At 71.2% G+C, this 26,685-nt stretch carries 24 protein-coding genes and 3 pseudogenes; 6 read left to right on the forward strand and 21 right to left on the reverse strand.

Features of this window, described 5'->3' with window-relative positions; all coding sequences use genetic code 11:
- Nucleotides 1-35: 35 nt before the first annotated feature.
- The 4 genes and pseudogenes from LX15_RS21025 to LX15_RS21040 form a co-directional block, all read right to left on the reverse strand.
- Complete coding sequence (locus tag LX15_RS21025; RefSeq protein ID WP_372502767.1) at nt 36-1,295, reverse strand: ABC transporter permease; 1,260 nt, start codon at nt 1,293-1,295, stop codon at nt 36-38.
- Between the two features lie 23 nt (nt 1,296-1,318).
- Nucleotides 1,319-2,461 carry an ABC transporter permease gene (locus LX15_RS21030; protein ID WP_253671335.1) on the reverse strand — a complete coding sequence of 381 codons (1,143 nt, stop codon included), beginning with the start codon at nt 2,459-2,461 and terminating at the stop codon, nt 1,319-1,321.
- 224 nt (nt 2,462-2,685) lie between these two features.
- A pseudogene (locus LX15_RS21035) lies at nt 2,686-4,200 on the reverse strand (ABC transporter ATP-binding protein); the annotation flags it as partial.
- A 141-nt stretch (nt 4,201-4,341) separates the two neighbouring features.
- Nucleotides 4,342-5,481 carry a BMP family lipoprotein gene (locus tag LX15_RS21040; RefSeq protein ID WP_253671364.1) on the reverse strand — a complete coding sequence of 380 codons (1,140 nt, stop codon included), beginning with the start codon at nt 5,479-5,481 and terminating at the stop codon, nt 4,342-4,344.
- Between the two features lie 321 nt (nt 5,482-5,802).
- Between LX15_RS21040 and LX15_RS21045 the strand changes: the two genes are divergently transcribed.
- From LX15_RS21045 to LX15_RS21065, 5 genes are all read left to right on the forward strand, one after another.
- Entirely contained in the window at nt 5,803-6,558 is a 756-nt protein-coding gene (locus tag LX15_RS21045; RefSeq protein ID WP_253671337.1) for a hypothetical protein, read from the forward strand.
- Between the two features lie 489 nt (nt 6,559-7,047).
- Nucleotides 7,048-7,494, forward strand: a complete 447-nt coding sequence (gene sdhC, locus LX15_RS21050; protein WP_253671338.1) for a succinate dehydrogenase, cytochrome b556 subunit — start codon at nt 7,048-7,050, stop codon at nt 7,492-7,494.
- Between the two features lie 3 nt (nt 7,495-7,497).
- Nucleotides 7,498-7,923 (forward strand): succinate dehydrogenase hydrophobic membrane anchor subunit, encoded by a 426-nt coding sequence (locus tag LX15_RS21055; protein WP_253671339.1) that lies wholly within the window; start codon nt 7,498-7,500, stop codon nt 7,921-7,923.
- Nucleotides 7,924-7,950: 27 nt separating this feature from the next.
- Nucleotides 7,951-9,738 (forward strand): succinate dehydrogenase flavoprotein subunit, encoded by a 1,788-nt coding sequence (sdhA, locus tag LX15_RS21060; RefSeq protein ID WP_253671340.1) that lies wholly within the window; start codon nt 7,951-7,953, stop codon nt 9,736-9,738.
- Complete coding sequence (locus LX15_RS21065; protein ID WP_253671341.1) at nt 9,738-10,526, forward strand: succinate dehydrogenase iron-sulfur subunit; 789 nt, start codon at nt 9,738-9,740, stop codon at nt 10,524-10,526. Before sdhA ends, LX15_RS21065 begins: the two co-directional genes overlap by 1 nt.
- Before the next feature lie 258 nt (nt 10,527-10,784).
- Here LX15_RS21065 and LX15_RS21070 read toward each other — a convergent pair whose 3' ends face one another.
- Together LX15_RS21070 and LX15_RS21075 are read right to left on the reverse strand one after the other, a co-directional pair.
- Nucleotides 10,785-11,132 carry a hypothetical protein gene (locus LX15_RS21070; protein ID WP_253671342.1) on the reverse strand — a complete coding sequence of 116 codons (348 nt, stop codon included), beginning with the start codon at nt 11,130-11,132 and terminating at the stop codon, nt 10,785-10,787.
- 34 nt (nt 11,133-11,166) lie between these two features.
- Nucleotides 11,167-11,403 carry an SCO4848 family membrane protein gene (locus tag LX15_RS21075; protein ID WP_253671343.1) on the reverse strand — a complete coding sequence of 79 codons (237 nt, stop codon included), beginning with the start codon at nt 11,401-11,403 and terminating at the stop codon, nt 11,167-11,169.
- Nucleotides 11,404-11,464: 61 nt separating this feature from the next.
- Between LX15_RS21075 and LX15_RS21080 the strand changes: the two genes are divergently transcribed.
- Complete coding sequence (locus LX15_RS21080; protein ID WP_253671344.1) at nt 11,465-12,778, forward strand: D-alanyl-D-alanine carboxypeptidase family protein; 1,314 nt, start codon at nt 11,465-11,467, stop codon at nt 12,776-12,778.
- A 290-nt stretch (nt 12,779-13,068) separates the two neighbouring features.
- On the opposite strand, the gene yhjD is transcribed toward LX15_RS21080, so the two are convergent.
- From yhjD to LX15_RS21155, 15 genes and pseudogenes are all read right to left on the reverse strand, one after another.
- Entirely contained in the window at nt 13,069-14,106 is a 1,038-nt protein-coding gene (gene yhjD, locus LX15_RS21085; RefSeq protein WP_253671345.1) for an inner membrane protein YhjD, read from the reverse strand.
- A 28-nt stretch (nt 14,107-14,134) separates the two neighbouring features.
- Entirely contained in the window at nt 14,135-15,127 is a 993-nt protein-coding gene (trpS, locus tag LX15_RS21090; RefSeq protein WP_253671365.1) for a tryptophan--tRNA ligase, read from the reverse strand.
- 126 nt (nt 15,128-15,253) lie between these two features.
- Nucleotides 15,254-15,559 carry a hypothetical protein gene (locus tag LX15_RS21095; protein WP_253671346.1) on the reverse strand — a complete coding sequence of 102 codons (306 nt, stop codon included), beginning with the start codon at nt 15,557-15,559 and terminating at the stop codon, nt 15,254-15,256.
- A 307-nt stretch (nt 15,560-15,866) separates the two neighbouring features.
- Nucleotides 15,867-18,410, reverse strand: coding sequence for a bifunctional FO biosynthesis protein CofGH (locus LX15_RS21100; protein ID WP_253671347.1), 2,544 nt, complete (start codon nt 18,408-18,410; stop codon nt 15,867-15,869).
- A 149-nt stretch (nt 18,411-18,559) separates the two neighbouring features.
- Nucleotides 18,560-19,198 carry a lipoyl(octanoyl) transferase LipB gene (lipB, locus tag LX15_RS21105; protein ID WP_253671348.1) on the reverse strand — a complete coding sequence of 213 codons (639 nt, stop codon included), beginning with the start codon at nt 19,196-19,198 and terminating at the stop codon, nt 18,560-18,562.
- A 70-nt stretch (nt 19,199-19,268) separates the two neighbouring features.
- A complete protein-coding gene (locus LX15_RS21110; RefSeq protein ID WP_253671349.1) occupies nt 19,269-19,898 on the reverse strand; it encodes a DUF5753 domain-containing protein in 630 nt (209 codons plus the stop codon).
- 77 nt (nt 19,899-19,975) lie between these two features.
- Nucleotides 19,976-20,116, reverse strand: a pseudogene (locus LX15_RS21115) (helix-turn-helix domain-containing protein); the annotation flags it as partial.
- Complete coding sequence (locus tag LX15_RS33600) at nt 20,088-20,678, reverse strand: DUF6879 family protein (protein ID WP_372502765.1); 591 nt, start codon at nt 20,676-20,678, stop codon at nt 20,088-20,090. The pseudogene LX15_RS21115 and the gene LX15_RS33600, both read right to left, overlap by 29 nt.
- 72 nt (nt 20,679-20,750) lie before the next feature.
- Complete coding sequence (locus LX15_RS21125; protein WP_253671351.1) at nt 20,751-21,551, reverse strand: exodeoxyribonuclease III; 801 nt, start codon at nt 21,549-21,551, stop codon at nt 20,751-20,753.
- A gap of 68 nt (nt 21,552-21,619) precedes the next feature.
- Nucleotides 21,620-21,937 (reverse strand): SH3 domain-containing protein, encoded by a 318-nt coding sequence (locus LX15_RS21130; RefSeq protein ID WP_253671352.1) that lies wholly within the window; start codon nt 21,935-21,937, stop codon nt 21,620-21,622.
- Between the two features lie 276 nt (nt 21,938-22,213).
- A complete protein-coding gene (locus LX15_RS21135) occupies nt 22,214-23,434 on the reverse strand; it encodes an NADP-dependent isocitrate dehydrogenase (RefSeq protein ID WP_253671353.1) in 1,221 nt (406 codons plus the stop codon).
- Between the two features lie 125 nt (nt 23,435-23,559).
- Nucleotides 23,560-24,345: an ESX secretion-associated protein EspG gene (locus LX15_RS21140; protein ID WP_253671354.1), complete on the reverse strand. Its 786-nt coding sequence runs from the start codon at nt 24,343-24,345 to the stop codon at nt 23,560-23,562.
- Nucleotides 24,346-24,423: 78 nt separating this feature from the next.
- Nucleotides 24,424-25,857 carry a PPE domain-containing protein gene (locus LX15_RS21145; RefSeq protein WP_253671355.1) on the reverse strand — a complete coding sequence of 478 codons (1,434 nt, stop codon included), beginning with the start codon at nt 25,855-25,857 and terminating at the stop codon, nt 24,424-24,426.
- Nucleotides 25,857-26,480: a DUF3558 domain-containing protein gene (locus LX15_RS21150; RefSeq protein ID WP_253671356.1), complete on the reverse strand. Its 624-nt coding sequence runs from the start codon at nt 26,478-26,480 to the stop codon at nt 25,857-25,859. The genes LX15_RS21145 and LX15_RS21150 overlap by 1 nt, the downstream gene beginning before the upstream one ends.
- Nucleotide 26,481: 1 nt before the next feature.
- Nucleotides 26,482-26,685: pseudogene (locus tag LX15_RS21155) on the reverse strand (hypothetical protein); the annotation flags it as partial.

The following is a 26,685-nucleotide window of genomic DNA, read 5'->3' on the forward strand; positions in this document are numbered from 1 at the left end:
TCGTGCGCGGGCGCGCCTCGCGCGCCGGTCGGTGGCTAGTCGCCCTCGCCGCGCCGGTAGATCACGCCGTTGGCGGCCGGTGGTCGCAGGCGTTGCGCGGACACGGCGAGCACGATCAGCGTGACGAACTGCGGCGCGTAGGTCGTGAGCTGCTCGGGCAGCTCGTCGGTGTACCAGTAGATCGCGTACAGCACCGAGGCGGACAGCGCGCCCACCACGACCGCGATCCAGTTCCGCCGGAAGAGCTGGACGACGACCAGCGCCGCCACCACCAGCGACGCGCCGTAGAGCAACGCGTGCACGGTCGCGCCGCCGGAGCGAAGCTGGAGCGCGTCGGCGAACCCGAACAGGGCGGAGCCGCCCAGCAGGCCGCCGGGCCGCCAGTTGCCGAAGATCATCGCCGCCAGGCCGATGTAGCCCCGGTTGCCGGTCTGGCCCTCCAGGTAGCCCGGCTGGCCCGGCTGGAGCACCAGCGCCGCGCCGCCCAGGCCGGCCAACGCGCCGGAGGCGATCACCGCGAGGTACTTGTAGCGGTAGACGTTGACGCCCAGCGACTCGGCGGCCACGGGGTTCTCGCCGCAGGACCGCAGCCGGAGGCCGAACGGCGTGCGCCACAGCACCAGGAAGCTCACCGGCACCAGCAGCAGCGCGATCATGGTCAGCGGCGAGACGCCGGTGACCAGGCCGCGCAGGATGCCGGCCACGTCGGACAGGCCGACCCGCTGCATGTCCTCCAGCTCGCCGAGCCAGTCGCCGAGGGGCTGCGCCGAGTACGTGTCGAACTTCGGCACGATCGGCGACTCGCGCGGGTTGCGGGAGATCGGCTCGAACAGCAGCGTCGACAGGTACTTCGTGAGGCCGGCGCCGAGCAGGTTGATCGCCACGCCGGAGACGATGTGGTTGACGCCGAAGGTCACCGTGGCGACGGCGTGCACCAGGCCGCCGAGCGCGCCGAAGGCCACCGCGGCCACGACGGCCGCCCACGGCCCCCACTGGTAGCCGGCCCACGCCGCGCCCCAGGTGCCGAGGATCATCATGCCCTCGAGGCCGATGTTCACCACGCCGGCCCGCTCCGCCCACAGACCGCCCAGGCCGGCGAGCATGATCGGCAACGCCAGCCGCAGCGCGGACTGCGCCGTGCCGGACGAGGTGAGCTGCGGCAGCCCGGTCAGGTAGGACGTGGTCGACAGCACGACCACCGCCACCGCGACCCACAGCATGCCCACGGCCCAGCCGGGGATCCTGCGCCGGCGCGGCGGGACCGGCTCGGTCATCGGGGCCGCGGCCGGGTTCATGTCGGGGTTCATGTCGAGGGCGGTCACGACGCACCTCCCTCGTTGGACGCGGTGGACGCGGTGGACGCGGTGGACGCGGTGGCCACGGCCCCTGCGCCGCCGTCGCCGTTGGCGCCCAGCTCCCGGCCCACGCGGCGCCGCTCGGCGCGCAGCTCGACGCGGCGGACCACCTCGTAGGCGATGACCACGGAGAGCACGATCGAGCCCTGCATGATCGTCACGATCTCCTTCGGCACGCCGACGTTGTCCAGCGCCAGCGAGGACTTGTCCAGGAAGGCCCACAGCAGCGCGCCGAGGGCGATGCCGCCGGGGTGGTTGCGGCCCAGCAGCGCGATGGCGATGCCGGTGAAGCCGTACCCCGCGGGCGAGGTGATCAGGTAGGTGTGGTCCCTGCCGAGCAGCTCGGGCATGGAGACCAGGCCGGCCACGGCGCCGGACATCAGCATCGCCACGAGGATCATCCGCCGGGCGTTGACGCCGCCGGCCGCGGCCGCGGTGGGCGACTCGCCGGAGGCGCGCAGCTCGAAGCCGAACCGGGTGCGGTTCATCATCACCCAGTAGCCCACGCCGATCACCAGGACCAGGAACACCAGGCCGAACAGGGTGCCCCTGTCGCCGAACCCGATGCCGCCGACCCAGCCGCTCTCCGGGATCTCGTGGGTGCCGATGTTGCTGCCCCGCAGCTCGCCGAACATGTCCTCGCGGATCAGCAGCGCGATGACGCCGGCCGCGATCGCGTTCAGCATGATCGACGAGATCACCTCGTGCACGTTCCTGGTGATCTTCAGCAGCGCGGGGATGGCCGCGTAGGCCGCCCCGGTCAGCGCGGCGACCAGGATGATCACCACGGCGTGCAGGCCGGTGGGCAGGTCGATCGCGGCGCCGACGATGGCCGCGGTCACCGCGGCCACCCGGAACTGGCCCTCCACGCCGATGTTGAACAGGTTCATCTGGAACCCGATCGCCACGGCCAGCGCGGCCAGGTAGTACACGGCGGCGGAGTTGACGATGTCGACCGCGACGCTGCCCTCACCGACCTGGGTCACCATGGCGGCGATGCCGCGGGCCGGGTTCGCCCCCGACACCATCAACGTGACCGTGCACAGCAGCGCGGAGAAGACGATCGCGAGCACCGGCGGCAGCAGCCTGCCGCGCAGCGTCCCCATCACCGCTCACCCCCTTCGACGGACCCGTGGCCCCGCTCGTCGTTCCCCGTGTCCGTCCCGGCGCCCGTCGCCGGGTCCCCGGTCCCGGGGTCCCCGGTCCCCTGGCCCTCGGCGCCTCGGTTGTCGGCGTCTCGGTTGTCGGCGTCTCGGTTGTCGGCGTCTCGATTGTCGGCGCCTCGGTCGTCGGCCCCCCGATCGTCGACACCGCCCCGCTCGTGGACGCCGGCGCCGGTCATGGCCGCGCCCAGCTCCTCGGGGGTCACCGTCCTCGGGTCGGCTTCGGCCACCAGCCGGCCCCGCAGCATCACCTTGATGGTGTCGGACAGGCCGATCAGCTCGTCCAGGTCGGCCGAGATCAACAGCACCGCCAGGCCGGCGGCGCGGGCGTCCTTGATCTGCTCCCAGATCAGCGCCTGCGCGCCCACGTCGACACCGCGCGTGGGGTGCGAGGCGACCAGCACCGACGGCTCGCCGGACAGCTCCCTGCCGATGATCAGCTTCTGCTGGTTGCCGCCGGACAGCGCCGCGGCCGGCACCTCGATGCCGGGCGTGCGCACGTCGAACTCCCTGACGATCCGCTCGGTGTCGCGCCGCGCGCCGTCGATGTCCAGCCACCCGCCGCGCCGCGACACCGGCGGCCGCGTCTGGTAGCCGAGGATGCGGTTGGCCCACAGCGGCTGGGTGAGCAGCAGGCCGTGCCGGTGCCGGTCCTCGGGGACGTACCCGATGCCGGCCTCGCGCCGGGCCAGCGTGCCGACCCGCGTCAGGTCCCTGCCGGACAGCAGGACCTGGCCCGAGGAGATCCGGCGCATGCCCACGACCGCCTCGACCAGCTCGGTCTGGCCGTTGCCCTCGACGCCGGCGATGCCGACGATCTCCCCGGCGCGCACCACGAGGTCGACGTCGTGCAGCAGGTCGCGCTGGCCGTCGGCGCTGCGCAGGGTGAGCGAGCGCAGCTCCAGCACCGGGCGGTCGGTGACCGTGGACTCGCGGGTCTCCGGGCTGGGCAGCTCGGAGCCGACCATCATCTCGGCGAGCTGCCGGTTGCTCACGGTCCTCGGGTCGGCCGTGCCGACCGTCGTGCCGCGCCGGATCACGGTGATCGAGTCGGCGATGGACCGCACCTCGTCCAGCTTGTGCGAGATGAACAGGAACGTGTAGCCCTGCTCCCGCATCGCGCGGACGCTGACGAACAGCTCCTCGACCTCCTGCGGCACCAGCACCGCGGTCGGCTCGTCCAGGATGACGATCCGCGCGCCCCGGTACAGGACCTTGAGGATCTCCACCCGCTGCCGGTCGGCCACGCCGAGCTGCTCGACGACGGCGTCGGGGTCGATGGCGAACCCGGTCTGCCGGCCCAGCTCGGCGATCCGCCTCCTCGCCCTCCCGCCGATCCCGTGCAGGTGCTCGGCGCCGAGCACCACGTTCTCCAGCACGGTCAGGTTGTCGGCGAGCATGAAGTGCTGGTGCACCATGCCGATCCCGACCGCGATCGCGTCGGCAGGGGACCGGAAGCGGACCTGCTCGCCGTTGACCTCGATCGTGCCCTCGTCCGGCTGCTGCATGCCGTAGAGGATCTTCATCAGCGTCGACTTGCCGGCGCCGTTCTCGCCGCACAGGGCGTGCACCTCGCCGCGCCGCACGGTCAGGCGCACGTCGCGGTTGGCGACCACGCCGGGGAACCGTTTGGTGATCCCGGCGAGGACGACCGCGCGGTCGCCGGGGTGGGTAGTGGTCATCTCGGTTGCTCCTCAAGCGCCGGGGCCCGAGGAGGCCGTGCCCCGTGGGGCACCCACACCCGGTCGGCGTCCACGCGCCGGAAGGGCAGGGTGGCTCACGGACGCCTCGGACCGCTCCTCGGGCCCCGGTCGCTCATGCGCTCACTTGCCCGGCTTGTCAGAGACCTTGATCTTGTCGGCGACGATCTGGGCCTTGTAGGCGTCCAGCACGTCCTTGATGTCGTCGACCTTGCCACCGGTCGTGGAGTAACCGACCGCGTCGACCTTGAGGTCGAACGTCTTCGGCAGCGACGCGACCTCGTTCTTGGCCACCGCGCGCACCAGGTCGAACACGGCCACGTCGACCCGCTTGAGCATCGACGTGATGATGATGTCCTTCACGTCGGCGAGGTTCGGCTGCTTGGCCTGGTCGGAGTCGACGCCGATGGCCAGGGCGTTGCCGCTCTTGGCCGCCGAGAACACGCCCTTCCCGGACGCGCCGGCCGCGTGGTAGAGCACGTCGGCGCCGGCGTCGATCTGGCCGCGCGCCGCCTGGTTGCCCTTCTCCGGATCCTGGAAGCCGGTGAAGTCGCCGGCCCTGGTCAGGTACTTCCGCTCGATCTTGACGTCGGGGGCCGCCGCCTTGGCGCCCTGCACGAAGCCCGCCTCGAACTTCTGGATCAGCGGGGTCTCCACGCCGCCGACGAAGCCCACGTGGCAGTTCTTGCTCTTGTAGGCGGCGGCCACGCCGACCAGGAACGAGGCCTGCTCCTCGGCGAACACCAGCGGGGTCACGTTCGGCGCGCCGTCGACGGTGGCGTCCACGATCGCGAACCGCGTGTTGGGGAACTGCGGGGCCACGGCCTTGAGCGACTCGGCGTAGGCGAAGCCGACACCGATGATCGGGTTGAAGCCGTCCTGGGCGAGCTGGCGCAGCCGGGTCTGCTTGGCCGACTCGTCCTCGTTCGGGGAGGCGGTGACCTCCTTGACGTTCTCCGGCTTGATGCCCAGCTCGGCGGCGGCCCTGTCCAGACCGCTGGCCGCGGCGTCGTTGAACGACGCGTCGCCCCTGCCGCCGATGTCGAAGGCCAGTCCGACCTTCAGCGCGCTGCCGTCGACCTTCTCCGCCGTGGTCGAGCTGGTCGCCGCGGCGGCGGGCACGTCCGGCTTGGGGTTCAGCTTGCAGCCCTGGCCGGCCGCGGCGCCCCCACCGGGGCTCTTCCCGCCTCCGGTGTCCTTGGCGCACCCGACCAGCGACAGGGCGCCGGTCAACGCGATGGCTGTGAGGGCAACGCCACGCATTCGACGCACGGCTCGTTCTCCTCCCGCTCATGACCTCGGGTGCGGGTCTCCCGCAGTACCGAGAAGCGACTCCCACCCCCGTTGGTGGGTCCGAGGGTTGGGACCGTACATCGTCGTCCCTGGTGGGCCGCGCGGAAGCCCGGTCGCGTGACCGAATCGTTGGGCCATGACAGCAGCGCGGCCCACCTCGATGACGCTCCGCAGTGGGCCGCCCCGTCCCACCCGCCCGGAGCGGATTCCACCATGTCCATTCGATTGTCGTGAAGAATTCCCGTGCACCTGTCGGGGCACCCAACCCCGCGTCCCACGCGTCCTACGGGCGTGGGGGAGACACCGAGCGTCGACTGGCACGACATCAACTGCCACGGGGAGGTCGGGAGCTACCGGAGGGTGGTGCGCGAGGTCGTCGCCGAGTCCTCGGCGGAGGTGGTCGCGCTCGGCCTGCCCGTCGACCCGTCGGCCGGCCTCGACGCGTTCGCCGAGACCGTGCCGGACCCGCTGGCCCCGCTCCACCACGCCGGCCTCGGCTGGCTGGCCGAGCCGCTCGGGGCGCTGTGCGCCCAGCTCGGCATGCTCGTCCCCGACCGGCCGGCCGCCGAGGGCGCGCTGGCGGAGCTGAAGGCCTACGCCGACCAGGTGCGGGACAACGCCACCCTGCTGACCGACGAGGAGGAGCGGGAGCGGTTCGACGCGCTCGCGGCGGCGATCGACGGCACCGCCACCGTGGTCAGGACCTCGGGGCTGCTGGCCCTCGGCACGCGGGACTTCGCGCACGACCGGGTCACCGCCCTGGTCGGCGACCTGGTGGGCGAGGGCATGGCCGCGGCGGTCTCCGGCGTGCCGTCGGCCGAGGATTTGCGCGTGGTGGCCAGGGAGCGGGCCGCCGGGGTGGGCGCGGAGATCGCGACGCGGATCGGCGCCATGCTCGACGCCCTCGTCCGGCAGTCCGAGCGGCTGAACGAGCTGAACGGCGCCATCACCCTCCTCTCCGAGGGCATCGAGGACGGCTTCGAGAACAGCTCCGGGAACGGCGCTGACGCGGACGCGGGGCCGCCGCCGGAGCGGGGGCCGGAGTGAGCCCGGGATGAGAACGGTGTCGCCGGCGCGGCCGAGGGGAAACTGGGAGTCCTGTCTGGACGGACATCGGAGGGCGGGGCGAGGGCGCCCGCCGCCGCCCGACCGGACCTGACCGGACGACCGGGAGACGGCACGGCGCCGGCGACGGCCGGCGACGGGCGGCGACGGGCGGACACGACAGGGAAGAACACGATCGAGCACGACCAGGAGGGGTGAGGAACGCGCGACGGCGGGGCGCGGAACACCGCCGACACCAACGTCATAGCCGGTCCGACCGCGCTCCCCCGAGCGGAGGCGACCCGGACGCCACACCCAGGGCCCACACCGTCCCGTGTGCGGCCGGGTGACCCGCTTGTCTCATCGATCACACAGTGGTCGACGCCATTGGGCCGCCCGGACCAGCCAGGACTAGCATCCGGAAGGTCAAGGCCCCGTTCGCTCCCGAACTGCGGGGCCGCAGTCCACCAGCGACGTTGGAGGCCGTCCACCATGGCCAGCACCACCGCCGCCGAGGCGGGCACCGCGGACGTCCCCGCGCGGGCGGGCAGCTCCCGCTCGGGCGGGACGCTCTATCGCGGCGACCTCGGCATGTGGTCGTGGGTCGCGCACCGGGTCACCGGGGTGCTCACGTTCTTCTTCCTGTTCGTCCACGTGCTCGACACCGCCCTGGTGCGGGTGTCGCCGAACGCGTACGACGAGACCATCGCCCTGTACAAGAACCCGCTGGTCAACCTCATGGAGGTCGGCCTGGTCGGCGCGGTCCTCTACCACGCCCTCAACGGCGTGCGGGTGATCCTGGTCGACTTCTGGTCGAAGGGCCCGAAGGTGCAGCGGGCCATGTTCTGGGTGATCGCGGTGATCTGGCTGCTGGTCATGATCCCGGGCGCCTACTTCATGCTGGAGCGCACGGTGACCGAGATGATCGGGGGTCACTGACCGATGACCGCGACTGTCGACTCCGCGCCGGAGCTCGCGGCCCCGCGCTCGCCGCGCCGCCGCCCCGCCCGCCGGAACAACGTCGAGCTCTACGCCTGGCTGTTCATGCGGCTGTCCGGCCTGGCCCTGCTCGTGCTGGTGCTCGGCCACCTGTTCATCATGAACATCCTCGACGGCGGCGTGCACCGCATCAACTTCGCCTTCGTCGCCGGCCGGTGGTCCTCGCCGTTCTGGCAGTTCTGGGACCTGGCCATGCTGTGGCTGGCCCAGCTCCACGGCGCGAACGGCCTGCGCACCGTCATCAACGACTACGCCCGCAAGGACGCCACCCGGTTCTGGCTGAAGATGCTGCTGTACACGGCGACCGTGCTGATCGTCGCGCTCGGCTCGTTCGTCATCTTCACCTTCAGCCCGGACGTCGGGTCCTGACGCGTCGGCCGGCAGGGAGAACCAGCGATGCAGTTCCACAAGTACGACGTGGTCATCGTCGGTGCCGGCGGCGCCGGCATGCGCGCGGCCATCGAGGCCGGCCAGCGTTGCCGCACCGCGGTGCTGACCAAGCTCTACCCCACCCGGTCGCACACCGGCGCGGCGCAGGGCGGCATGTGCGCCGCCCTCGCCAACGTCGAGGAGGACAACTGGGAGTGGCACACCTTCGACACGGTCAAGGGCGGTGACTACCTGGTCGACCAGGACGCCGCCGAGATCATGGCGAAGGAGGCCATCGACGCCGTCCTCGACCTGGAGAAGATGGGCCTGCCGTTCAACCGGACGCCCGAGGGCAAGATCGACCAGCGGCGGTTCGGCGGCCACACCCGCAACCACGGCGAGGCCGCGGTGCGCCGCGCCTGCTACGCGGCCGACCGCACCGGCCACATGATCCTCCAGACGCTGTACCAGAACTGCGTCAAGCACGGGATCGAGTTCTTCAACGAGTTCTACGTCCTGGACATCTGCCTCACCGAGACCGAGAACGGCCCGGTGTGCACCGGCGCGGTCGCCTACGAGCTGGCCACGGGCGAGATCCACGTCTTCCAGGCCAAGGCCGTCGTGTTCGCCACCGGCGGCTTCGGCAAGGTCTTCAAGACCACCTCCAACGCGCACACGCTGACCGGCGACGGCATGGGCATCGTGTTCCGCAAGGGCCTGCCGCTGGAGGACATGGAGTTCTACCAGTTCCACCCGACCGGCCTGGCCGGCCTGGGCATCCTCCTCACCGAGGGCGCCCGCGGTGAGGGCGGCATCCTGCGCAACGCCTCGGGCGAGCGGTTCATGGAGCGCTACGCGCCCACCATCAAGGACCTCGCGCCGCGTGACATGGTCGCCCGCGCGATGGCCACCGAGGTGCGCGAGGGTCGCGGCTGCGGTCCGAACAAGGACTACGTGCTGCTGGACCTGACCCACCTCGGCGCCGAGGTGCTGGACGCGAAGCTGCCGGACATCACCGAGTTCTCCCGGACCTACCTGGGCATCGACCCGGTGACCGAGCCGGTGCCGGTCTACCCGACCGCGCACTACGCGATGGGCGGCATCCCCACCAACATCCGCGGCGAGGCGTTGCGGGACAACGACAACGTGGTCCCCGGCCTGTACGCGGCCGGCGAGTGCGCGTGCGTCTCGGTGCACGGCGCGAACCGGCTGGGCACCAACTCGCTGCTGGACATCAACGTGTTCGGCCGGCGGGCGGGCATCGCCGCCGCCGAGTACGCCACCGAGCACGAGCACGTGGAGCTGCCGGAGAACCCGGCCGACTTCGTGGTCTCCATCGTCGAGGGCATGCGCTCGTCCACCGGGGGCGAGCGGATCGCGGACATCCGCACCGAGCTCCAGACCACGATGGACCTCAACGCCTCCGTGTACCGCACGGAGGACACGCTCAAGCAGGCGCTGACCGACGTGCAGGCGCTCAAGGAGCGGTACGCGCGCGTGTCCATCCAGGACAAGGGCAAGCGGTTCAACACCGACCTGCTGGAGGCGGTCGAGCTGGGCTTCCTGCTCGACCTGGCCGAGGTCCTGGTCCAGGGCGCGCTCAACCGCAAGGAGTCGCGCGGCGGCCACGCCCGCGAGGACTACCAGGCGCGGGACGACGTCAACTTCCTGCGTCACACCATGGCCTACAAGCAGGGCATCGAGCCGGGCAAGGCGCACGAGAAGACGCCGCAGCAGGTCCTGACCGCCGACATCCGGTTGGACTACAAGCCCGTCACCATCACCCGCTACCAGCCGATGGAGCGCAAGTACTGATGACCGCGACCGTTGAGACCGCTCCCCCGGCGGGTAGCCGCGGCCCGGTGCCGCCGGCGCCGGAGGGCTCGACCACCGTCACCGTCAAGATCCGCCGGTTCAACCCGGAGGTGGACAGCGAGCCGCGCTGGGACTCCTTCGAGGTCCCCGCGCTGCCCACCGACCGGGTGCTGAACCTGCTGCACTACGTGAAGTGGTACCTGGACGGCACGCTGACGTTCCGCCGGTCCTGCGCGCACGGCATCTGCGGCTCGGACGCGATGCGCATCAACGGCGTGAACCGGCTGGCGTGCAAGGTGCTGGTCAAGGACCTGATGTCCGGCGGGGGCAAGGCCACCACGATCACCGTGGAGCCGATCAAGGGCCTGCCGGTGCACAAGGACCTGCTGGTCGACATGGAGCCCTTCTTCGAGGCGTTCCGCGCGGTCAAGCCCTACCTGATGACCTCGGGGAACGAGCCGACCAGGGAGCGCATCCAGTCCCAGGCCGACAGGGCGCGCTTCGACGACACCACCAAGTGCATCCTGTGCGCCTGCTGCACGACCTCGTGCCCGGTGTACTGGTCGGAGGGCTCGTACTTCGGCCCGGCCGCCATCGTCAACGCCCACCGGTTCATCTTCGACAGCCGGGACGAGGGCGCCGAGGAGCGGCTGGACATCCTCAACGACGTGGACGGCGTGTGGCGCTGCCGCACCACGTTCAACTGCACGGACGCCTGCCCGCGTGGCATCCAGGTCACCAAGGCGATCCAGGAGGTCAAGCGCGCCCTGCTGTTCCGCAGGGTGTGACCTCGAACCCGTCGTGTGGTGTGGCCCCTCACCGGTTCCGGTGAGGGGCCATCACCTTTTCCGGGGTCGTTTCGGCACATCCCGTAGTTCCATGCCGGCCCGAAAGACGGACACGCCACCGGTCCGAGCCATGTCGGGAAAGGGCTCGGACCGGTGGCGGTGGACCATGACGACGTGCCGTGACGACGGGCCGGGGCGACGGGCCGGGGGCGACCGGTCCCGCGCGGGGCGGGGTGCGGCCCCGCCCGGGCGTCGGATCTAGTGCCAGAAGACGGCCACGCCCGTGTTCACCACGACCAACGCGGCCATGGTGGGCGTCAGCCACGCTGGGATCGTCTTCTTGCTGGACATGGCGGCGGCGAAGCCGGCGATCACCAGCAGCACGACCAGCTTCACGCCGATCTTGACGTGGTTGACCTCGCGGTGCGCGGCCTCGGCCACGCCCACCAGGGCGATGCCGGTCAGCAACTGGAGCAGGGAGCCGTGCAGCCACGCCTTGTTCAGCGGGCCGCCGGGCGCCGTCCTACGCTGCAACAGGAACGCGGCGACAAGCGCCGCCATCCCCAGCAGGTGCAGGAACACCAGCAGGTTGCGCACGAACTCCACGGGGTCGTCCTTCCTCGGCGTGGTGGGTGTGACGTCAGTCGCGCGCACGCGCGGCGCGCCAACCGCGCCAGCCGATGACACCGATCACGGTGCCGAAGGCCAGCGAGGCCAGCACGAGCAACAGGTGCACGGTGAAGAACGAGGTGGGGCCGCCCCCGTCGGTCCAGGAACGGGGGTCGTTCCAGATGTTGCGCAGGAAGTTCGGCCAGATCACCCAGGTCCACACCGCGAAGGCGAGCAGGAACAGCGAGCTGCGGCGGGAGAGGGTCACGGCTCCAGTATCAGTGGTGGCGGGTACCACCGGCCGCGCAGGGGTGGTTAGCCTGGCTTCGATGCCTCCCACCAAGGTTCGCCGCTCGGCCGTGGCGCTCCTCGCCGCCGCCGGCGCTCTGCTCAGCACCGTGCTGGTTCCGACGTCCGCCGTGGCCGCGCCGCACCCGCGGGAGGCCATGCCCCGGCAGCAGGAACCGCAGAAGCCCTGTGACAACAAGACGTCGCCGCCGGCCCCGGTGGACAACTCGGAGCAGCCCAAGCCGGGCAAGCCCTCCCCGCCGCCACCGCCCGTGCCGGAACAGCCGGTCGGGGGTCCCCGGATGGGTGAGTGCGGTGACGTGCTGCCCGCCGGCGCCCCCACGCCGCCGCCCGAGCTGGCCCCGGCCTCCTCGTGGCTGGTGGCGGACATCGACACCGGCGAGGTCCTGGCGGCCCACAACCCGCACGCCCGGCTGCGGCCGGCGTCCACGATCAAGGTGCTCACCGCGCTGACGGCGTTGCGTGAGCTGAAGCTCGACGACAAGGTGACGGCCACCGAGGAGGACGCGGCCGTGGAGGAGACCAAGGTCGGTCTCATCCCCGGCAAGCAGTACTCGGTGCGGCAGCTCCTGACCGCGCTGCTCATCAAGTCCGGCAACGACGTGGCCCACGCGATCGGGCGACAGCTCGGCGGGCAGGAGCAGGCCGTCGCGAAGATGAACAAGCTGGCCAAGGAGCTGGGGGCGCTGGACACCCAGGCCGCGACCACCTCCGGCCTGGACGGCCCCGGCCAGATGACCTCGGCCTACGACCTGGCGTTGATCTTCCGTAAGGCGATGTCCAACAGCGACTTCCGGACGATGGACGCCACCAAGTTCCTGGACATGCCCAACCTGTCGAAGCCGGGCCGGATCCAGAACGACAACAAGCTGGTCCACGAGTACCGGCAGGCGCTGGGCGGCAAGACCGGCTTCACCGACGACGCCGGCCACACCTACATCGGCGCGGCGGAGCGGAACAACCGCCGGCTCGTGGTGACGTTGCTGAACACCAGCAACCAGCCCACTCCCCCCTGGCTCCAGGGCGCCAAGCTGCTGGACTACGCCTTCGTCTCGCTGCCCAGGAACGTGACGAAGGTCGGCGAGCTGGTCGACGGGCCGCCGAAGCCGGCCAACAACGCGACGGCGACCACCACCGGGCCCGCGCCGCAGCCGGCCGCGAACCGGGAGCAGGACATGGCCGCGCCGCCGCCGGCCAACAACGGCGACAGCAGCCCGTTCGGCACGGTCGGCCTGCCGTTGACCGCGCTGGCCGGCGTGGCCGTGCTCGTCGCCGGGTTCATGACGGTGCGCCGCAAGCGCGCCCTCGCGCGACGTCGCGCCATGAGCGGCTGACGCGGCGATCCCGACTCGGGTCAGGGCCGGAGGGGCGACGCCCTTCCGGCCCTGACGTATTTCCGCCCTGCTGACGGCGTTGGCGACGGGCGGGGCGGAGCCCGGCCCCGGGCGTCAGGAGAGACACTCCGGGCCTCATCGGCCCCAGAAAGCGCTCAAACCTCACCCGACAGTGATTCCCTCACGAGAGGGGCAAACGGTCCCCTACGGGGCGATGGAGGCCCTTCTCCACCCTCGTTCGAGAGACCTGAATCCCCGGACCGGGCGAACGTCGAGATCTCGGCGGCGGATCAGCCGCGCCGACGCACCAGGTTCCGCAACGCCACGCCCAGGAGCGCGCCGACGCCGAGCAGCCCCAGGGCGGTGCGGCCGGACGGGCCGGACCGCACGGCCACCACCGGGCGGATGACGGCCGGCGGGGGCGGCGGGACCACCTTGGGCCGCGCGTTCTCCGGGGACGTCGCCGTCCACGCGGTCACGAACAACAGGAACCGGGCGACCAGGTAGACGAACACCAGCAGACCCAGCAGCGAGCCGAACGCCGCGCCCGACGGCGACCCCGTCACCTTGCCGAGGTACAGCGTGCCGACCTGTTTGAGCAGCTCGAACCCGACGGCGGCGACCAACGCCCCCCGCATCGCGCTCCGCACGCTCACCGGCTCGCGCGGCAACCGCGACAGCACCCACAGGAACACCAGCCAGTTGGCGAGGAGCGCGAGGACCACGGACGACACCGCGAGCACGACCTTGGCCACGTCCCCGTCCCGCCAGCCCAGCCACCCCAGCAGGTCGTCGGCGAACTGCGAGCCGCCGGCGGTGATCCCGAAGGAGACCACCAGGGCGATCCCCAGGCCGACCAGCGCCAGCAGGTCCACGACCATGCCCCGCAGGAACGGCCGGTCGGGGCGGTCCTGGTCCCACTGCGCGGTCAGCGCGTCGCGCAGGTTACTCATCCAGCCCAGGCCGGAGTACAGGGCGACGACGAGGCCGACGGCGCCGACGGAGTAGCGCTGCTCCACCGCCTCGCCGACCGCCTTGCTCAGCGTCTCCCGCAGGCTGGGGTCGGGCACGGCCCCGGCGATGGCCTCCTGGGCGCGCCGCAACAGCTCGGGCTGGTCGGCGAGCACGAAGCCGCCCACGGCGAACGCGATCATCAGCAGCGGCACCAACGACAGCACGCTGAAGTAGGTGATCGCCGCGGCGTAGTGGTCGCCGTAGCGCTGCTGGTACCGGCCGGCCGCCCTGACCAGGTGGTCCAGCCAGCCGTGTCGCTCCCGCAGCCGCTCCACCAGCGACGGCCCGTCCCCCCTGCCACCTTTCCCGATCACGTCGGGAAGGTACCCAGGAAGCCGGGGATCAGCTCGCCGGCGACAGGAAGCCCACCCTGTCGTACACCGCGCGCAGCGTGCGGGAGGCCACCTCGCGGGCCCGCTCCGCGCCCCTGGCCAGCAGCTTGTCCAGCTCGGCCGGGTCGTCGAGGTACTCCCGCACCCTGGCCTGAACCGGGGTGACGAACCCGACCAGCACCTCGGCCAGGTCCTTCTTGAGGTCGCCGTAGCCCCGGCCCTCGTACTCCCGCTCCAGCTCGGCCACGCTCCTGCCGCTCAGGGCGGAGTAGATGACCAGCAGGTTGCTGATCCCGGCCTTGTTCTCCGGGTCGTAGACGATCTCGCGTCCGGTGTCGGTGACCGCCGAGCGGATCTTCTTGGCCGACACCTTCGGGTCGTCGAGCAGGTCGATCAGGCCGGCCGGCGAGGACGCCGACTTGCTCATCTTCGACGTGGGGTCCTGGAGGTCGTAGACCTTCGCCGTGTCCTTGACGATGTGCGCCTCGGGGACGACGAAGGTCCGGCCGAACCGGCTGTTGAAGCGCTGCGCGAGGTCGCGGGTCAGTTCGAGGTGCTGCCGCTGGTCCTCGCCCACCGGCACGGCCCGCGGGCGGTAGAGCAGGATGTCGGCGGCCTGGAGCACCGGGTAGGTGAACAGCCCGACGGTGACCCGGTCGGCGCCCTGCCTGACCGACTTGTCCTTGAACTGGGTCATCCTGCTGGCCTCGCCGAAGCCGGTCAGGCACTCCATGACCCAGCTCAACTGCGCGTGCTCCGGCACGTGGCTCTGCACGAACAGCGTCGACCGCTCCGGGTCGATGCCGAGCGCGAGGAGCTGGGCCGCCGAGACCCTGGTGCGGCGGCGCAGCGCCTTCGGGTCGTGCTCGACGGTGATCGCGTGCATGTCCACGACGCAGTAGAAGGCGTCGTGGGTGTCCTGCAAGGTCACCCACTGCCGCAGCGCCCCGAGGTAGTTGCCGAGGTGGAACGAGTCCGCGGTCGGCTGGATCCCGGACAGCACCCTCGGGCGGGCGGTCGGGGCGGCCTCCTGGGTCGCGGGCTCGACGGGGCGCTGCTGCTCGCTGGCGGGGGACTCGGTCGGCACGGCTCGATTCTCCCAGGCCCGGCGGCGCCGGACGACGCTGCCCTACTCCTTGCGCTCGTTGGCCGGGTCGACGTCGACGCCGCGGCGGCGGCGCAGCACGCCGGCCACCATGCCGCCCACGCCCGCCGCCACGGCGGCCACGCCGACGGTGCCGCCCAGGCTGGTCACCAGCCCGACGGACCGGCTCTCGACGGCCAGCGCGGTCGGGGACGGCTGGGTGGTCGGAGAGGAGGGGGTGTCCGCGGCGGCCGCGCCGGCGGTGGCGAGACCGACGCCGGCGACACAGGCGAACGCCGCGAGCGCGGCGGCGACGCGCCGCGCCACGGAGCGGGCTGGTCGGCTGGGCACGGGGAGGCCTCCCAGAAAGAAATGTCCCTCGATCGGGGGAAGGGACATTGACTTGTCGTCCGCGAAAGTACCCAACGCGTCAACTCGCGCAGGGCCGTTCGTGAGATCTCTACGAGATCCCGCGGCGACGCACGGTAACAGCATCGCCCGAACAAAGATCATCCACCCCACGCCGGTGTGACACACGCCGGGGGTCCAGCCGAGGTCGGCCGGCGTCAGCCGGCCTCCCTCGGCGCCAGTCCGGCGTCGACCGGCCTCCGAGCCCCGGCATGTGTCCGAGAACACGGCGCCGCCGCGCGCGTCCGCCTCAGGTGGTGGCGACCCGCCCGTAGCTGGTCGTGCGCTGGCGGGCCGGCCGACCGATCCCGGCCGCGATCGCCGTGAGCTGCTCGATCGTGCGCGCCGAGCCGTGGTCGGCCCCGGCCATGCGGCTGATCGTCTCCTCCATGAGCGTCCCGCCGAGGTCGTTGGCCCCGCCGCGCAGGATCTGGGCCACCCCGGCGTCGCCCAGCTTCACCCAGGAGCACTGGATGTTGGGAACGCGCCCGTGCAGCAGCACGCGCGCCATGGCGTGCACGGCGCGGTTGTCCCGCCAGGTCGGCCCCGGCCTGGCGATGCCGGCCAGGTAGATCGGCGCGTTGGTGTGCACGAACGGCAGCGCCACGAACTCGGTGAACCCGCCCGTGTCGTCCTGCACCCGGGCCAGGGTCCGGAAGTGGCCCAGCCAGTGGCCGGGATGGTCGACGTGGCCGTACATCATCGTGCTGCTCGACCGGATGCCGAGGCGGTGCGCGGTGCTGACCACCTCGACCCAGGTCGCGGCCGGCAGCTTGCCCTTGGTGAGCACCCACCGCACGTCGTCGTCGAGGATCTCGGCCGCCGTCCCGGGGATGCTGTCCAGGCCGGCGTCGCGCAGCTCGGTGAGCCACTCCGCCACGCTGACCCCGGCCTTGGCGGCGGCGGACACGATCTCCATCGGGCTGAAGGCGTGGACGTGCATGCCGGGGACCCTCGCCTTGATGGCCCTGACCATGTCCGCGTACACGGTGACCGGGAGCTTCGGGTCGATGCCGCCCTGGAGGCAGACCTCGGTGGCGCCCACGCCCCACGCCTGCTCCGCGCGGTCGGCGACCTCCTCGACGGACAGCCGGTAGGCGTCGGCGTCCCGCTCGCGCTGCGCGAAGGCGCAGAACCGGCAGCCCACGTAGCAGACGTTGGAGAAGTTGATGTTGCGGTTGACGACGTAGGTGACGTCCTCGCCCACGGCGTCGGCCCGCAGGTCGTCGGCGATCCGGGACAGCTCGTCCAGCGCGGGGCCGTCCGCGGTGAACAACGCCAGGGCGGCGGCCGAGTTGCGCTCCTCCAGCAGGGCCGCCGGGTCGCTGGCCGCCAGGCGCAGCCCCTCGCGCACGTCCGGTTCAAGTCGTTCCGGGGCGGCTGTGCCCTCGGAGCCCTTAGATCCCTCGGACACGGCTTGGCGCAGCTCGTCCCAGTCCCCGTAGACGCTGTCGAAGTCGCCGCGCCGGTCCTCGGTGCGCCCCACGGTGTCGATGCTCGCGTGCAGGTCGACGCGGCCGACCGACTCCAGGCCGCCGTCCGGCTCCTGCCACGGACGCCCGACGGGCAGCGCGGACTCGTCCGCCAGGCCCGTGGGGTCGGCCAACGCCCCCACGTGCTCCGCGAGCCGGGGGTCGATCCACGGCGTGGTCACGTCGGCGTCGGTCACCGAGCGCACGAACCGGGGGTGGGCGGTCAGCCGCTCGCGCAGCGTGAAACCGCTGGCCGAGGTCCACCGCGCCAGCTCGTCGATCTGCGGCCACGGGCGCTCGGGGTTGACGTGGTCGGGCGTGACCGGGGAGACGCCGCCCCAGTCGTCGACGCCGGCCCGGAGCAACAGCTCGTGCTCCTCGGCGACCAGGTTCGGCGGCGCCTGCACGCTGGTGCCCGGCGGCATCAGCAGGCGGGCCACCGCGATCGTGGCGACGAAGTCCTCGATGTCGGCGTCCGGCTGGTCGCGCATGGCCGTGTCCGGCTTGGCCCGGAAGTTCTGCACGATGACTTCCTGGATGTGCCGGTACTGCCGGGCGATCCGGCGGATCGCGAACAGCGACTCGGCGCGCTCCCGGAGGGTCTCGCCGATCCCGATCAGGATGCCGGTGGTGAACGGCACGCCCACCCGGCCGGCGTCGGTCAGCACCCGCAGCCGGACGGCGGGCTCCTTGTCCGGGCTCGCGTAGTGCGGGCCGCCCGGCTCGGACCACAGCCGCTCGGCCGTGGTCTCCAGCATCATGCCCATGCTCGGCGCCACCGGCTTGAGCCGCTGGAGCTCGGCCCAGCTCATCACGCCGGGGTTGAGGTGGGGCAGCAGGCCCGTCTCCTCCAGCACCGCCACCGCGCACGACCGCAGGTAGTCCACAGTGGACGAATACCCGCGCTCCTCCAGCCACCGCCGCGCCACCGGCCACCGGTCCTCCGGCCGGTCGCCCAGCGTGAACAGCGCCTCCTTGCACCCGGCCGCCGCGCCGGCCCTGGCGATCTCCAGCACCTCGTCGCGCTCCAGGAAGGCCGAGGGCACGCGGTGCGGGACCGTGGCGAAGGTGCAGTAGTGGCAGCGGTCCCGGCACAGGCGGGTGAGCGGGACGAACACCTTGCGGCTGTAGGTGACCACGCCGGGACGGCCCTCCGCGGCGAGGTGCGCGTCCCTGACCCGGCCCGCCGCGACCATCAGCTCGTCCAGCCGCTCCCCGCGCGCGTGCAGCAGCACGGTGGCCTCGGTGAGGTCGAGGACCGCGCCGTCACGGGCCCGACGGAGCGCTCGACGCAGGGCGGTGTCGCTGACCTCGGCAACCACCGGGCCATCCTATGTGCGGCCCGAGGCCACCCGATCGGCGGAGCGTGACCGCTGATCTGCGCCGACCGGTCCGGCCACCCGACCACGGCATGATCAGTTTCACAGGCGCGGCGGCCCCGGTGTCCGGATCGTCCGGCTCGCGCCCCTGGTCAGAACACGAGGGCCTCGGCGACGGCGTCCCGCACGCGGGCCTCGGACGGGAGGGGGAGGCCGCGCTCGTCGGCCACCCGGCGCAGGGACGTCATGGTCACGTCGTGCAGCCCGCAGACGGTGAACCGGTCGAAGACACCCATGTCCGGGTCGATGTTGAGGGCGAACCCGTGACTGGTGACCCCGTGCCGGATCCGCATGCCGATCGAGGCGATCTTGTGGTGTTCCGGGGTCCACACGCCGACCAGGCTGCTCGCCCCCGGCGGGGTGTCGCGCCGGACGGCCGGGAACCCGAGGCTCCCCAACGCGGCGATGAGCCCGTTCTCCACCCACCGCACGATGTCCACCGGCCCGCGCTCGCGGACGTCCACCACCAGGTAGCCCACGAGCTGGCCAGGGCCGTGGTAGGTCGCGTAGCCGCCCCGGTCCACCTCGACCGTCCGGATGCCGAGATCGGCCGGGAGGTCCGCCGGCGAGGTCCGCGGGCCGTACGTGATCACGGGCGGATGGCTGAGCAGGAACAGCCGGTCGCCGGCGAGCCCCTCCCCGCGCTCCTTCACCCAGCGCGCCATCGACGCGTTCGCCTCGTCGTACCCGACCTCACCAAGGTCGACCCGCTCCAGCACGATGACACCCACCTCTCCGTCCCAGCCCACAGAGGCTAGGGCACCGCGAATCCCGTCCACGGAGGGGAACCGACGAGAACTCTCAGTCGCACATGCTCGCGAACTCGGCCGCCACCGAGCCGAGGAGATCGCGCGCTTCGTCGTCGACGAGAGCGTGTCCCAGGAAGAATTGGAAGAGGCTCAGGTGGTAGTCGACGTCCTGCGGATCACGCAGGGCCACCTCGCCGGAAAAGAGCTCCACCAGGACGAGACGGTCGTCGAAGACGGCGAATACGTGGAGTGGGGAGGCCGAGACCCTCTTCTCTCGCGGAATGATCGCCACTCGCACGTTGGGCCGGGTGGAGACTTCCGCCAGATGTCGGCACTGGTCCGCCATGGTCGCGGGGTCCGCCCGCTGCCACCGGATCGCGTGCTCGGGCATCAGGAACACGAACGCACGGGACACGTCCTCAAGCGCCCGTTGCATCTCCATCCGCGCCCGGACTGCCTGCTCCCGGTTCCACGAGATGTCACCGGGCACTGTCGGTGTGAGCACCTGTCGCGCGTATTCCTCGGTCTGGAGCATCGAACTCGGTATTGCCGGCAGGAACTGTCGGACCACGGTCGACGCCTCGGCGAGCGCCCTGAGTTCCGCCTGTTTGCGCCACAGACCGACCTGGGCGTAGGTCCGCCAGGACCTGTAGTCGACGTTGGCGTGGCGCGCGAGCGCCACGAGATCCTCGGCGACTTTCGAGGCACCCTGAGAGCGGTCAGAACGCGCTCGACGTCGACGACGCTCGGGACGACCCTGCCGCGCTCGATCCGACTGATCTTGGATTGGGACATGGCACAACGGGCCGCCAGCCTCGCTCCGGACAGGCCGGCCGCCCTGCGCAGTTCTCGCAGCGCCTCCGCGAGCTCCCTACGGGGATTCCCTACAGGTTCGAACATATTTCTCGTAGGAGACCGCGTTCTTCAGTGCCGTGTCCCGCCAGTTCAGATACCTGTCCAGATCGGGGTTGTCCACCAGCTCGATGTCCCGGAGAGCGCCGTCGGGAGCGAAGTTCAGATGAACCACCGTGCTCTGGTCGAAAAGCCAGAAATCCTGGTCCGGCAGTCCCCAGTCGTCATCCGTGATGTCGACCACCCGGATGTCCTCGCCAGCCGCGATGTTGCCGGGTATTCCCCATGCCAACTGGTAGCGCTGGTAGTCGGTCAACGGACGCCGCACCACTCGCACCCGCCCGATCGACTTCCCCGCGGCGACGTATGACCGGACAATCTCGTGCCAGTCGCTGTTGTGGTCCTCCGGTTTCGGCTCGCCGGCGAGGAATCGCTCGAAACTGGCCCGCGGAGCACATCCATCGGCAGCTCCACCGCCAGCTCGCCCGGCCCCAACCGCAGGCCGTGGGCGTCGGTGACGGGGACTCCCTGAGCCACCGCCGTCCCCCGATCCGTGAAGTAGATCGTGGGGCACACGTTCTTGTCGCACCCAGATACCTTCCGTAGCCACATGGACACGTGGGTACCACGGAGAGCGAGTACGCCTGAACCCTCAGTCACGCTCTCGCATAAACTGGTGCGGTCACGACCAGTCGTAGGTGACGGTGAGAGGGGCGTGGTCGGACCAGCGGGCGTCGTAGGACACGGCACGATCGACCACGGCGCTGGTCGCCCGCTCCGCCAGGCCCGGCGTCGCCACCTGGTAGTCGATCCGCCAACCCGCGTCGTTGTCGAACGCCTTCCCCCGGAACGACCACCACGTGTACGGACCGGGGCCCTCGGGGTGCAGCCGCCGCAGCACGTCGACGTAGGCCGCCTCGTCGAACACCCGGCTCAGCCAGGCCCGCTCCTCGGGCAGAAAGCCCGCGTTCTTCTGGTTGGCCTTCCACGCCTTGAGGTCGATCTCGCGGTGGGCGATGTTCCAGTCGCCGCAGACCAACACCTCACGCCCCTCGACGGCCGCCTTCTCCCGCCGCTCCACGAGGTAGGGCAGGAAGGCGGCCATGAACCGCTCCTTCTCGTCCTGTCGCGGAGTGCCCACGTCACCGCTGGGCAGGTACAGGCTGGCGACCGTGAGCCCGGGGAGGTCGACCTCCACGTACCGGCCGCTCCGCTCGAACTCCGGCTCGCCGAACCCGATGCGCACGGCCTCCGGCGCCACGCGGGTGAGCAGGGACACGCCGTTCCGCCCCTTGGCCTCGGAGTGGGCGTGCACCACGTGCCACCCCTCGGGCTCCCGGACCGCCGGTGGCAGTTGGCCGGGCTCGGCCCTGACCTCCTGGAGGCACACCACGTCGGCCGTGGTGGCCGCGAGCCACTCCTGGTAGCCCTTCTTCGCGGCGGCCCGCAGGCCGTTGACGTTGACGGTCGAGACGGTCAGCACGAGCGGCCAGCGTAGTCACGACCAGCGACGACCCGGCGGTCCGTTCCGGTGAGACCTCGGACACGCCCTCACTGGCAGGAGTTGCCGGGCGCCGGGGTGAGGAACTCCGCCGCCGCCCAGCGGTTGTCGCCGAGCTTGCGGAACCCGTTCTCGACCGAGGGCTGGGCCGACACCAGCGCGTTGCCCCGCAGCCGCTCCACCACCCGCTGGTCCGTCGCCGGCCCCGCCCGCACGTTCAGCAGGTCGGCGCTGACCCGGAACTCGCACCGGGCCCGGTCGGAGACCGGCGACACGCCGTCGCGCTTGTCCCCGCCACCCGCGAGGACCGCCACCCCGACGGCGACGAGGACACCCCCGATGACCAGGGGACGGACCGGCAGCGCCACGGCGCTCACCTCCCGCCTCGCGAGCGAGGACCTAGGTCGACGGCGTCCCCAGGTATAGCCGCCGGGCACGGCGCCGGCGAGCCCCGCGCCGGGAACTCCACCCGTCGGCACCCGTCCCGCTCCGCCCGACGAGGGACCAACCCCGAGGTCATGGCTACGTTTCGTGACCAGCCCGCCCCGCGTCGAACCGGGTGGCGCACGGCGCCGCCCCACCGAAGGAGAAACACCGGGGCCCGGCCACCGCGGTGACCGGGCCCCTGGGGCGTACGGAACGGCTCAGCCGGCCATCTTCCGCTGGAGGTTCTCGTCCAGGGCGGCGAGGAACTCCTCGGTGGTCAGCCACGGGGTGTCGCCACCCACCAGCAGCGCCAGGTCCTTGGTCATCTTGCCGCTCTCGACGGTCTCGACGCAGACCTGCTCGAGCTTGTTGGCGAAGTCGGTGACCTCGGGGGTGTTGTCGAGCTTGCCCCGGTGGGCCAGGCCACGGGTCCAGGCGAAGATCGACGCGATCGGGTTGGTCGACGTCGGCTTGCCCGCCTGGTGCTGGCGGTAGTGCCGGGTGACCGTGCCGTGCGCGGCCTCGGCCTCGACGGTGCGGCCGTCCGGCGTCATCAGCACGGAGGTCATCAGGCCCAGCGAGCCGAAGCCCTGCGCCACGATGTCCGACTGCACGTCGCCGTCGTAGTTCTTGCAGGCCCAGACGTAGCCGCCCTCCCACTTCAGGGCCGCGGCGACCATGTCGTCGATCAGGCGGTGCTCGTAGGTCAGGCCCCTGGCCTCGAACTCGGCCTTGAACTCCGCCTCGAAGATCTCCTGGAACACGTCCTTGAACATGCCGTCGTAGGCCTTGAGGATCGTGTTCTTGGTGGACATGTACACCGGGTAGTTCCGCGCGAGGCCGTAGGCGAACGAGGCCCGCGCGAAGTCCTCGATGGACTTCCGGTAGTTGTACATGCCCAGGGCGACGCCGCCACCCTCCGGGAACTGCGCCACCTCGAACTGCATCGGCTCGGCGCCGTCGGCCGGGGTGTAGGTGATGGTCAGCGTGCCGGGGCCGGGCACCTTGAAGTCGGTGGCCTTGTACTGGTCACCGTGGGCGTGACGGCCGACGATGATCGGCTTCTGCCAGCCGGGCACCAGCCGGGGGATGTTCGAGATGATGATCGGCTCGCGGAAGATCACGCCGCCGAGGATGTTGCGGATGGTGCCGTTCGGGCTCCGCCACATCTTCTTGAGGCCGAACTCCTCGACCCGCGCCTCGTCCGGGGTGATGGTGGCGCACTTGACGCCGACGCCGTGCTTCTTGATGGCGTTCGCGGCGTCGACGGTCACCTGGTCGTCGGTGGCGTCCCGGTGCTCGATGCCCAGGTCGTAGTACTCCAGGTTGACGTCCAGGTACGGGTGGATCAGCTTGTCCTTGATGAACTGCCAGATGATCCGGGTCATCTCGTCGCCGTCGAGCTCGACGACGGTGCCGTGAACCTTGATCTTCGCCATGAGGCGGCGTTCTCCTCTCGCGTCCTGCGTCGCGACCGCGCAAGCAAGACAAGCGTACTGGTAAGCCCCCGAGGTCGGCTCCTGGCCGGTGACCAGAGCCACGTCCCCGGCCTGACCAGCGACGATCAGCGCCCGGACAGGCCGTGCACGAGCTGGCCGAGCCGCTCCGCCAACACCCGCTGGTCGGTCGGGACCACCACCGTCCACGGCTGGCCGTCCCCGCCGCGCACCTGGTGCGCGAGGTAGCAGCCCTCGGCCGTGTCGACCACGTTGACCGGATACTCGCACCGGCGCCGGCCGCCCGCCGGCCCACGGGTCGCCGCGAAGAACTGCCCCGCGGCCCTGCGCGGCTGGGCGAGCAGCCGGCGGACCCGGTCGACCTCGGTCTCCCCGCCGCCGACCGACTCCAGCACGCCGCCGCCGTCGTCGTCGTCATTCCCGTGCCGGCCAGGACCGCCCTCCAGCAGCTCCGTCGGCACGTTGTGGTGCTGGCCCCTGATCGGCCGCAACGGCGGCAACACCGAGACCGCCGCGTCACACAGCCACTCCGGCGCGACCGGCCGCAACCGCAACTGGCCGCCCCCGAGGTGGGCGAGCACGCCCTCCCTGCCGGACACCGCGACGACCACCGACTCCGTCGGCCGGTCGCCGACCGCGAACCACCCGTAGACCTCGACCTCCGGCCGGGCCAGGAGCTGCAACGCGTCCATCAGGTCGGGGTCCGGCCGATCGCCCTGGGCGAGGCCGAGCTGCTGGAGCTCACCCACCACCTGGTGGGCGAGCCGCTCCCGCTCCGTCCACGTGGCGCCCGGCGACGGGCAGAACAGGGCCACGTGCTTGTCGGTGTCGACCCCCAGCTCCCACAACACGTCATAGGCGAGCTCGGAAATCACCACGTCGCGGCGCAGCACGGCGCGACTCCCCTCCCGTTCACGTTCGACTCAGTCGAGGTGGGTCGCCCTGCCAGGTCGGCAGGGCGACCCTCGTCCTCACTCCCCGATGACCGGCGGAGCCACCTTCTGGCCGACGCCGAAGACATCCTCCGACTCGACGAGGTAGTCCGGGCGCTGGTGCTCCTGGTCCTCCTCGCCCTTGCCACCACGGGCTCCGGCCATGCCGCCCATGCCCGCCATGCCACCAGCAGGGCCACGACCACCGGCCGCGCCGCCGCCAGCCGGACCGAAACCACCGGGCCCGCCGGGTCCACCAGGGCCGACACCGCTGGAGCCACCCGGACCGAAGCCGCCGACACCACCACGGCCGCCCGGCCCCATGCCGGCGCCGGCGCCGCCGACGCCACCACCGGTCCCGCCACCGAAGCCGCCCAGCCCGCTCCGGCCGCCGGGACCGCCAGGCCCACCACCGCCGGGGCGCATGCCCGTGCGCATCGAGCCGTCCCTACCGGGACCACCACCAGGAAGTCCGGGGCCACCAGGGAAGGCGGGACCGACAGGGGGATAGCTGGGACCGTCACCCGGAGTGGGGCCCGGCCCGGGCAGGTTCCACCCCGACTGCCCCGGCGTCGGCGTCGGCGGACGCCCCCAGCTCGGGTCGACCTGGGCCGGCGGCGGCGAGGACGGCCACGTCGGGCCGTACCCACCGGGCGGAGGACCGCCCGGCTCCCGCCCGCCCGGCGGCGGCGACCACGGCCCGGGCCCACCACCCGGCCCACCGCCCGGCGGGGGCGGAACCACCTGGTTCCCACCGCCACCCGGCGGCGACCACGGCTGACGCCCGAAGTTGTCACCACCCCGACCCGGCGGCTCCACCCCGCCGTCGATCGGCTTGCCCTGGCCGGGGTTGGTCACGCTGACGTCCGCCGGGTTCGTGCTGCCACCGAAGGTCGGCACCGCGCTGATGTTGGAGTTGGTGACGGAGCCGTAGGTGCTGAGGGCGTTCTGGTTGGCGATCGTCTTGGCCCGGTAGGCCTCCATCTCCTGCGAGATGTCGCCGTCCCGGAGGCCGAAGAGCTCGCCGACCTTCTTCGCCCCGACCTCAAGCAAGTTGTCTGCCGGCGGCTTCTCCGGAACCGGCTGGACCGTGTTCTTGGCCTGGTTGAAGCCGCCACTCTGGCTCTCCAGGACCGACTTGGCCTGGTGGGCGGTCGCGCCGGCCTGCTCCGCGGAGGCCGCCAACGGCGACATCCCGGCCTGGGCGGCCTCGGAGCCCTGCCCCTCCCAGATCACGCCCGCCGTGTTCATCGCGGAGCGGACCGCCTCGCTGGCGTGATGCTGGAGAGTGCCGATCTGTCCCCAGTTGCCCCCGGCGCTGTCGACGTCGCGAGTGCCCGCGACACCGTCGCCGTGGAACATCTTGTAGATCTCGGCACCCTGCATGCCCTGCGGACGCACGTCCGTGTCCGCCGCCTTCTTGGCGATCCCGACCGCGGTGCCAATCCCCACGACGACGAGCGGGAAGACCATCACCCACCACCCTTCAACGTCTTCATCACCTCAGTGGCCAGGATCTTCGTCTGCCCGCACTTCACCACGGCGGCAGCCTTGTCATCGTCCGTGAACTGAACCTTCACGGAATTGCTCAGACTGTCCATGACGGCCACTTCGACATCGCACATCCCAACCCTGCTGTCATCCAGCATGACAGCGGGGTATCCCTCGACCTGGAACGGCTCGAAATGCTCGAAGTTGCCCTTGTTCCGGTACAACTGGGCCAGCCCCTGACGGTTGGCCGCGATCGTAACCGAGAAATCGAGTTTCGACGGCCCCCGCCAGTCCGACCACGCACACCTCGGTGCCGGGTCCTTGTCGACCTCACCCTTCGCCGCGACACGGAGAGTCTGTAGCTCTGCCGCCGTGAGCACGCTGCACGGGTCCTGCTGGAACTTCGCCGTGTCCAACGCCTTCGGCACACGCGGAACACGAGGAATCCCGTCTACGTCCGAGCTGGCACCGGCCGAGAAGCTGGGTGTCGTCGGAGGTGCGTCTCCGGCGACGGACGGAGAACATGCGGTGAGCGTCAGGGCTGCCAGAAGGGAAGCGGACACCACGGCACGTTCCCGAGCCACTACTCCTCGCGCCCGGCACATCTCAACCGCCCGCCTTCATCGTCTTGATCATCTCGGCGGCGACGGTCTGCGCGCGACCACACGGATTGTTGAAGTCAGCAGGCTTCTCGACACCCGTGTTGAACGCCAACTGGACTTCGTAGACGAGCTGATCGGTCAGGCCGACGCTGATGTCGCACTTCCCCTTGCTACGGAAATCATCAGAGTGGTTTGCGATCACTGCGGG

Source organism: Streptoalloteichus tenebrarius (genome assembly GCF_024171885.1).
Taxonomy (GTDB): Bacteria; Actinomycetota; Actinomycetes; order Mycobacteriales; family Pseudonocardiaceae; genus Streptoalloteichus; species Streptoalloteichus tenebrarius.

Excerpts from the sequence above, each read along its gene's own strand:
- sdhC (WP_253671338.1), top strand. The coding sequence starts at position 7,048 with ATGGCCAGCACCACCGCCGCCGAGGCGGGCACCGCGGACGTCCCCGCG.
- LX15_RS21145 (WP_253671355.1), bottom strand. The coding sequence starts at position 25,857 with ATGGTCTTCCCGCTCGTCGTCGTGGGGATTGGCACCGCGGTCGGGATC.
- LX15_RS21025 (WP_372502767.1), bottom strand. The coding sequence starts at position 1,295 with ATGAACCCGGCCGCGGCCCCGATGACCGAGCCGGTCCCGCCGCGCCGG.
- LX15_RS21080 (WP_253671344.1), top strand. The coding sequence starts at position 11,465 with ATGCCTCCCACCAAGGTTCGCCGCTCGGCCGTGGCGCTCCTCGCCGCC.
- LX15_RS21150 (WP_253671356.1), bottom strand. The coding sequence starts at position 26,480 with ATGTGCCGGGCGCGAGGAGTAGTGGCTCGGGAACGTGCCGTGGTGTCC.
- sdhA (WP_253671340.1), top strand. The coding sequence starts at position 7,951 with ATGCAGTTCCACAAGTACGACGTGGTCATCGTCGGTGCCGGCGGCGCC.
- LX15_RS21135 (WP_253671353.1), bottom strand. The coding sequence starts at position 23,434 with ATGGCGAAGATCAAGGTTCACGGCACCGTCGTCGAGCTCGACGGCGAC.
- LX15_RS21065 (WP_253671341.1), top strand. The coding sequence starts at position 9,738 with ATGACCGCGACCGTTGAGACCGCTCCCCCGGCGGGTAGCCGCGGCCCG.
- LX15_RS21030 (WP_253671335.1), bottom strand. The coding sequence starts at position 2,461 with ATGGGGACGCTGCGCGGCAGGCTGCTGCCGCCGGTGCTCGCGATCGTC.
- LX15_RS21055 (WP_253671339.1), top strand. The coding sequence starts at position 7,498 with ATGACCGCGACTGTCGACTCCGCGCCGGAGCTCGCGGCCCCGCGCTCG.
- LX15_RS21040 (WP_253671364.1), bottom strand. The coding sequence starts at position 5,481 with ATGCGTGGCGTTGCCCTCACAGCCATCGCGTTGACCGGCGCCCTGTCG.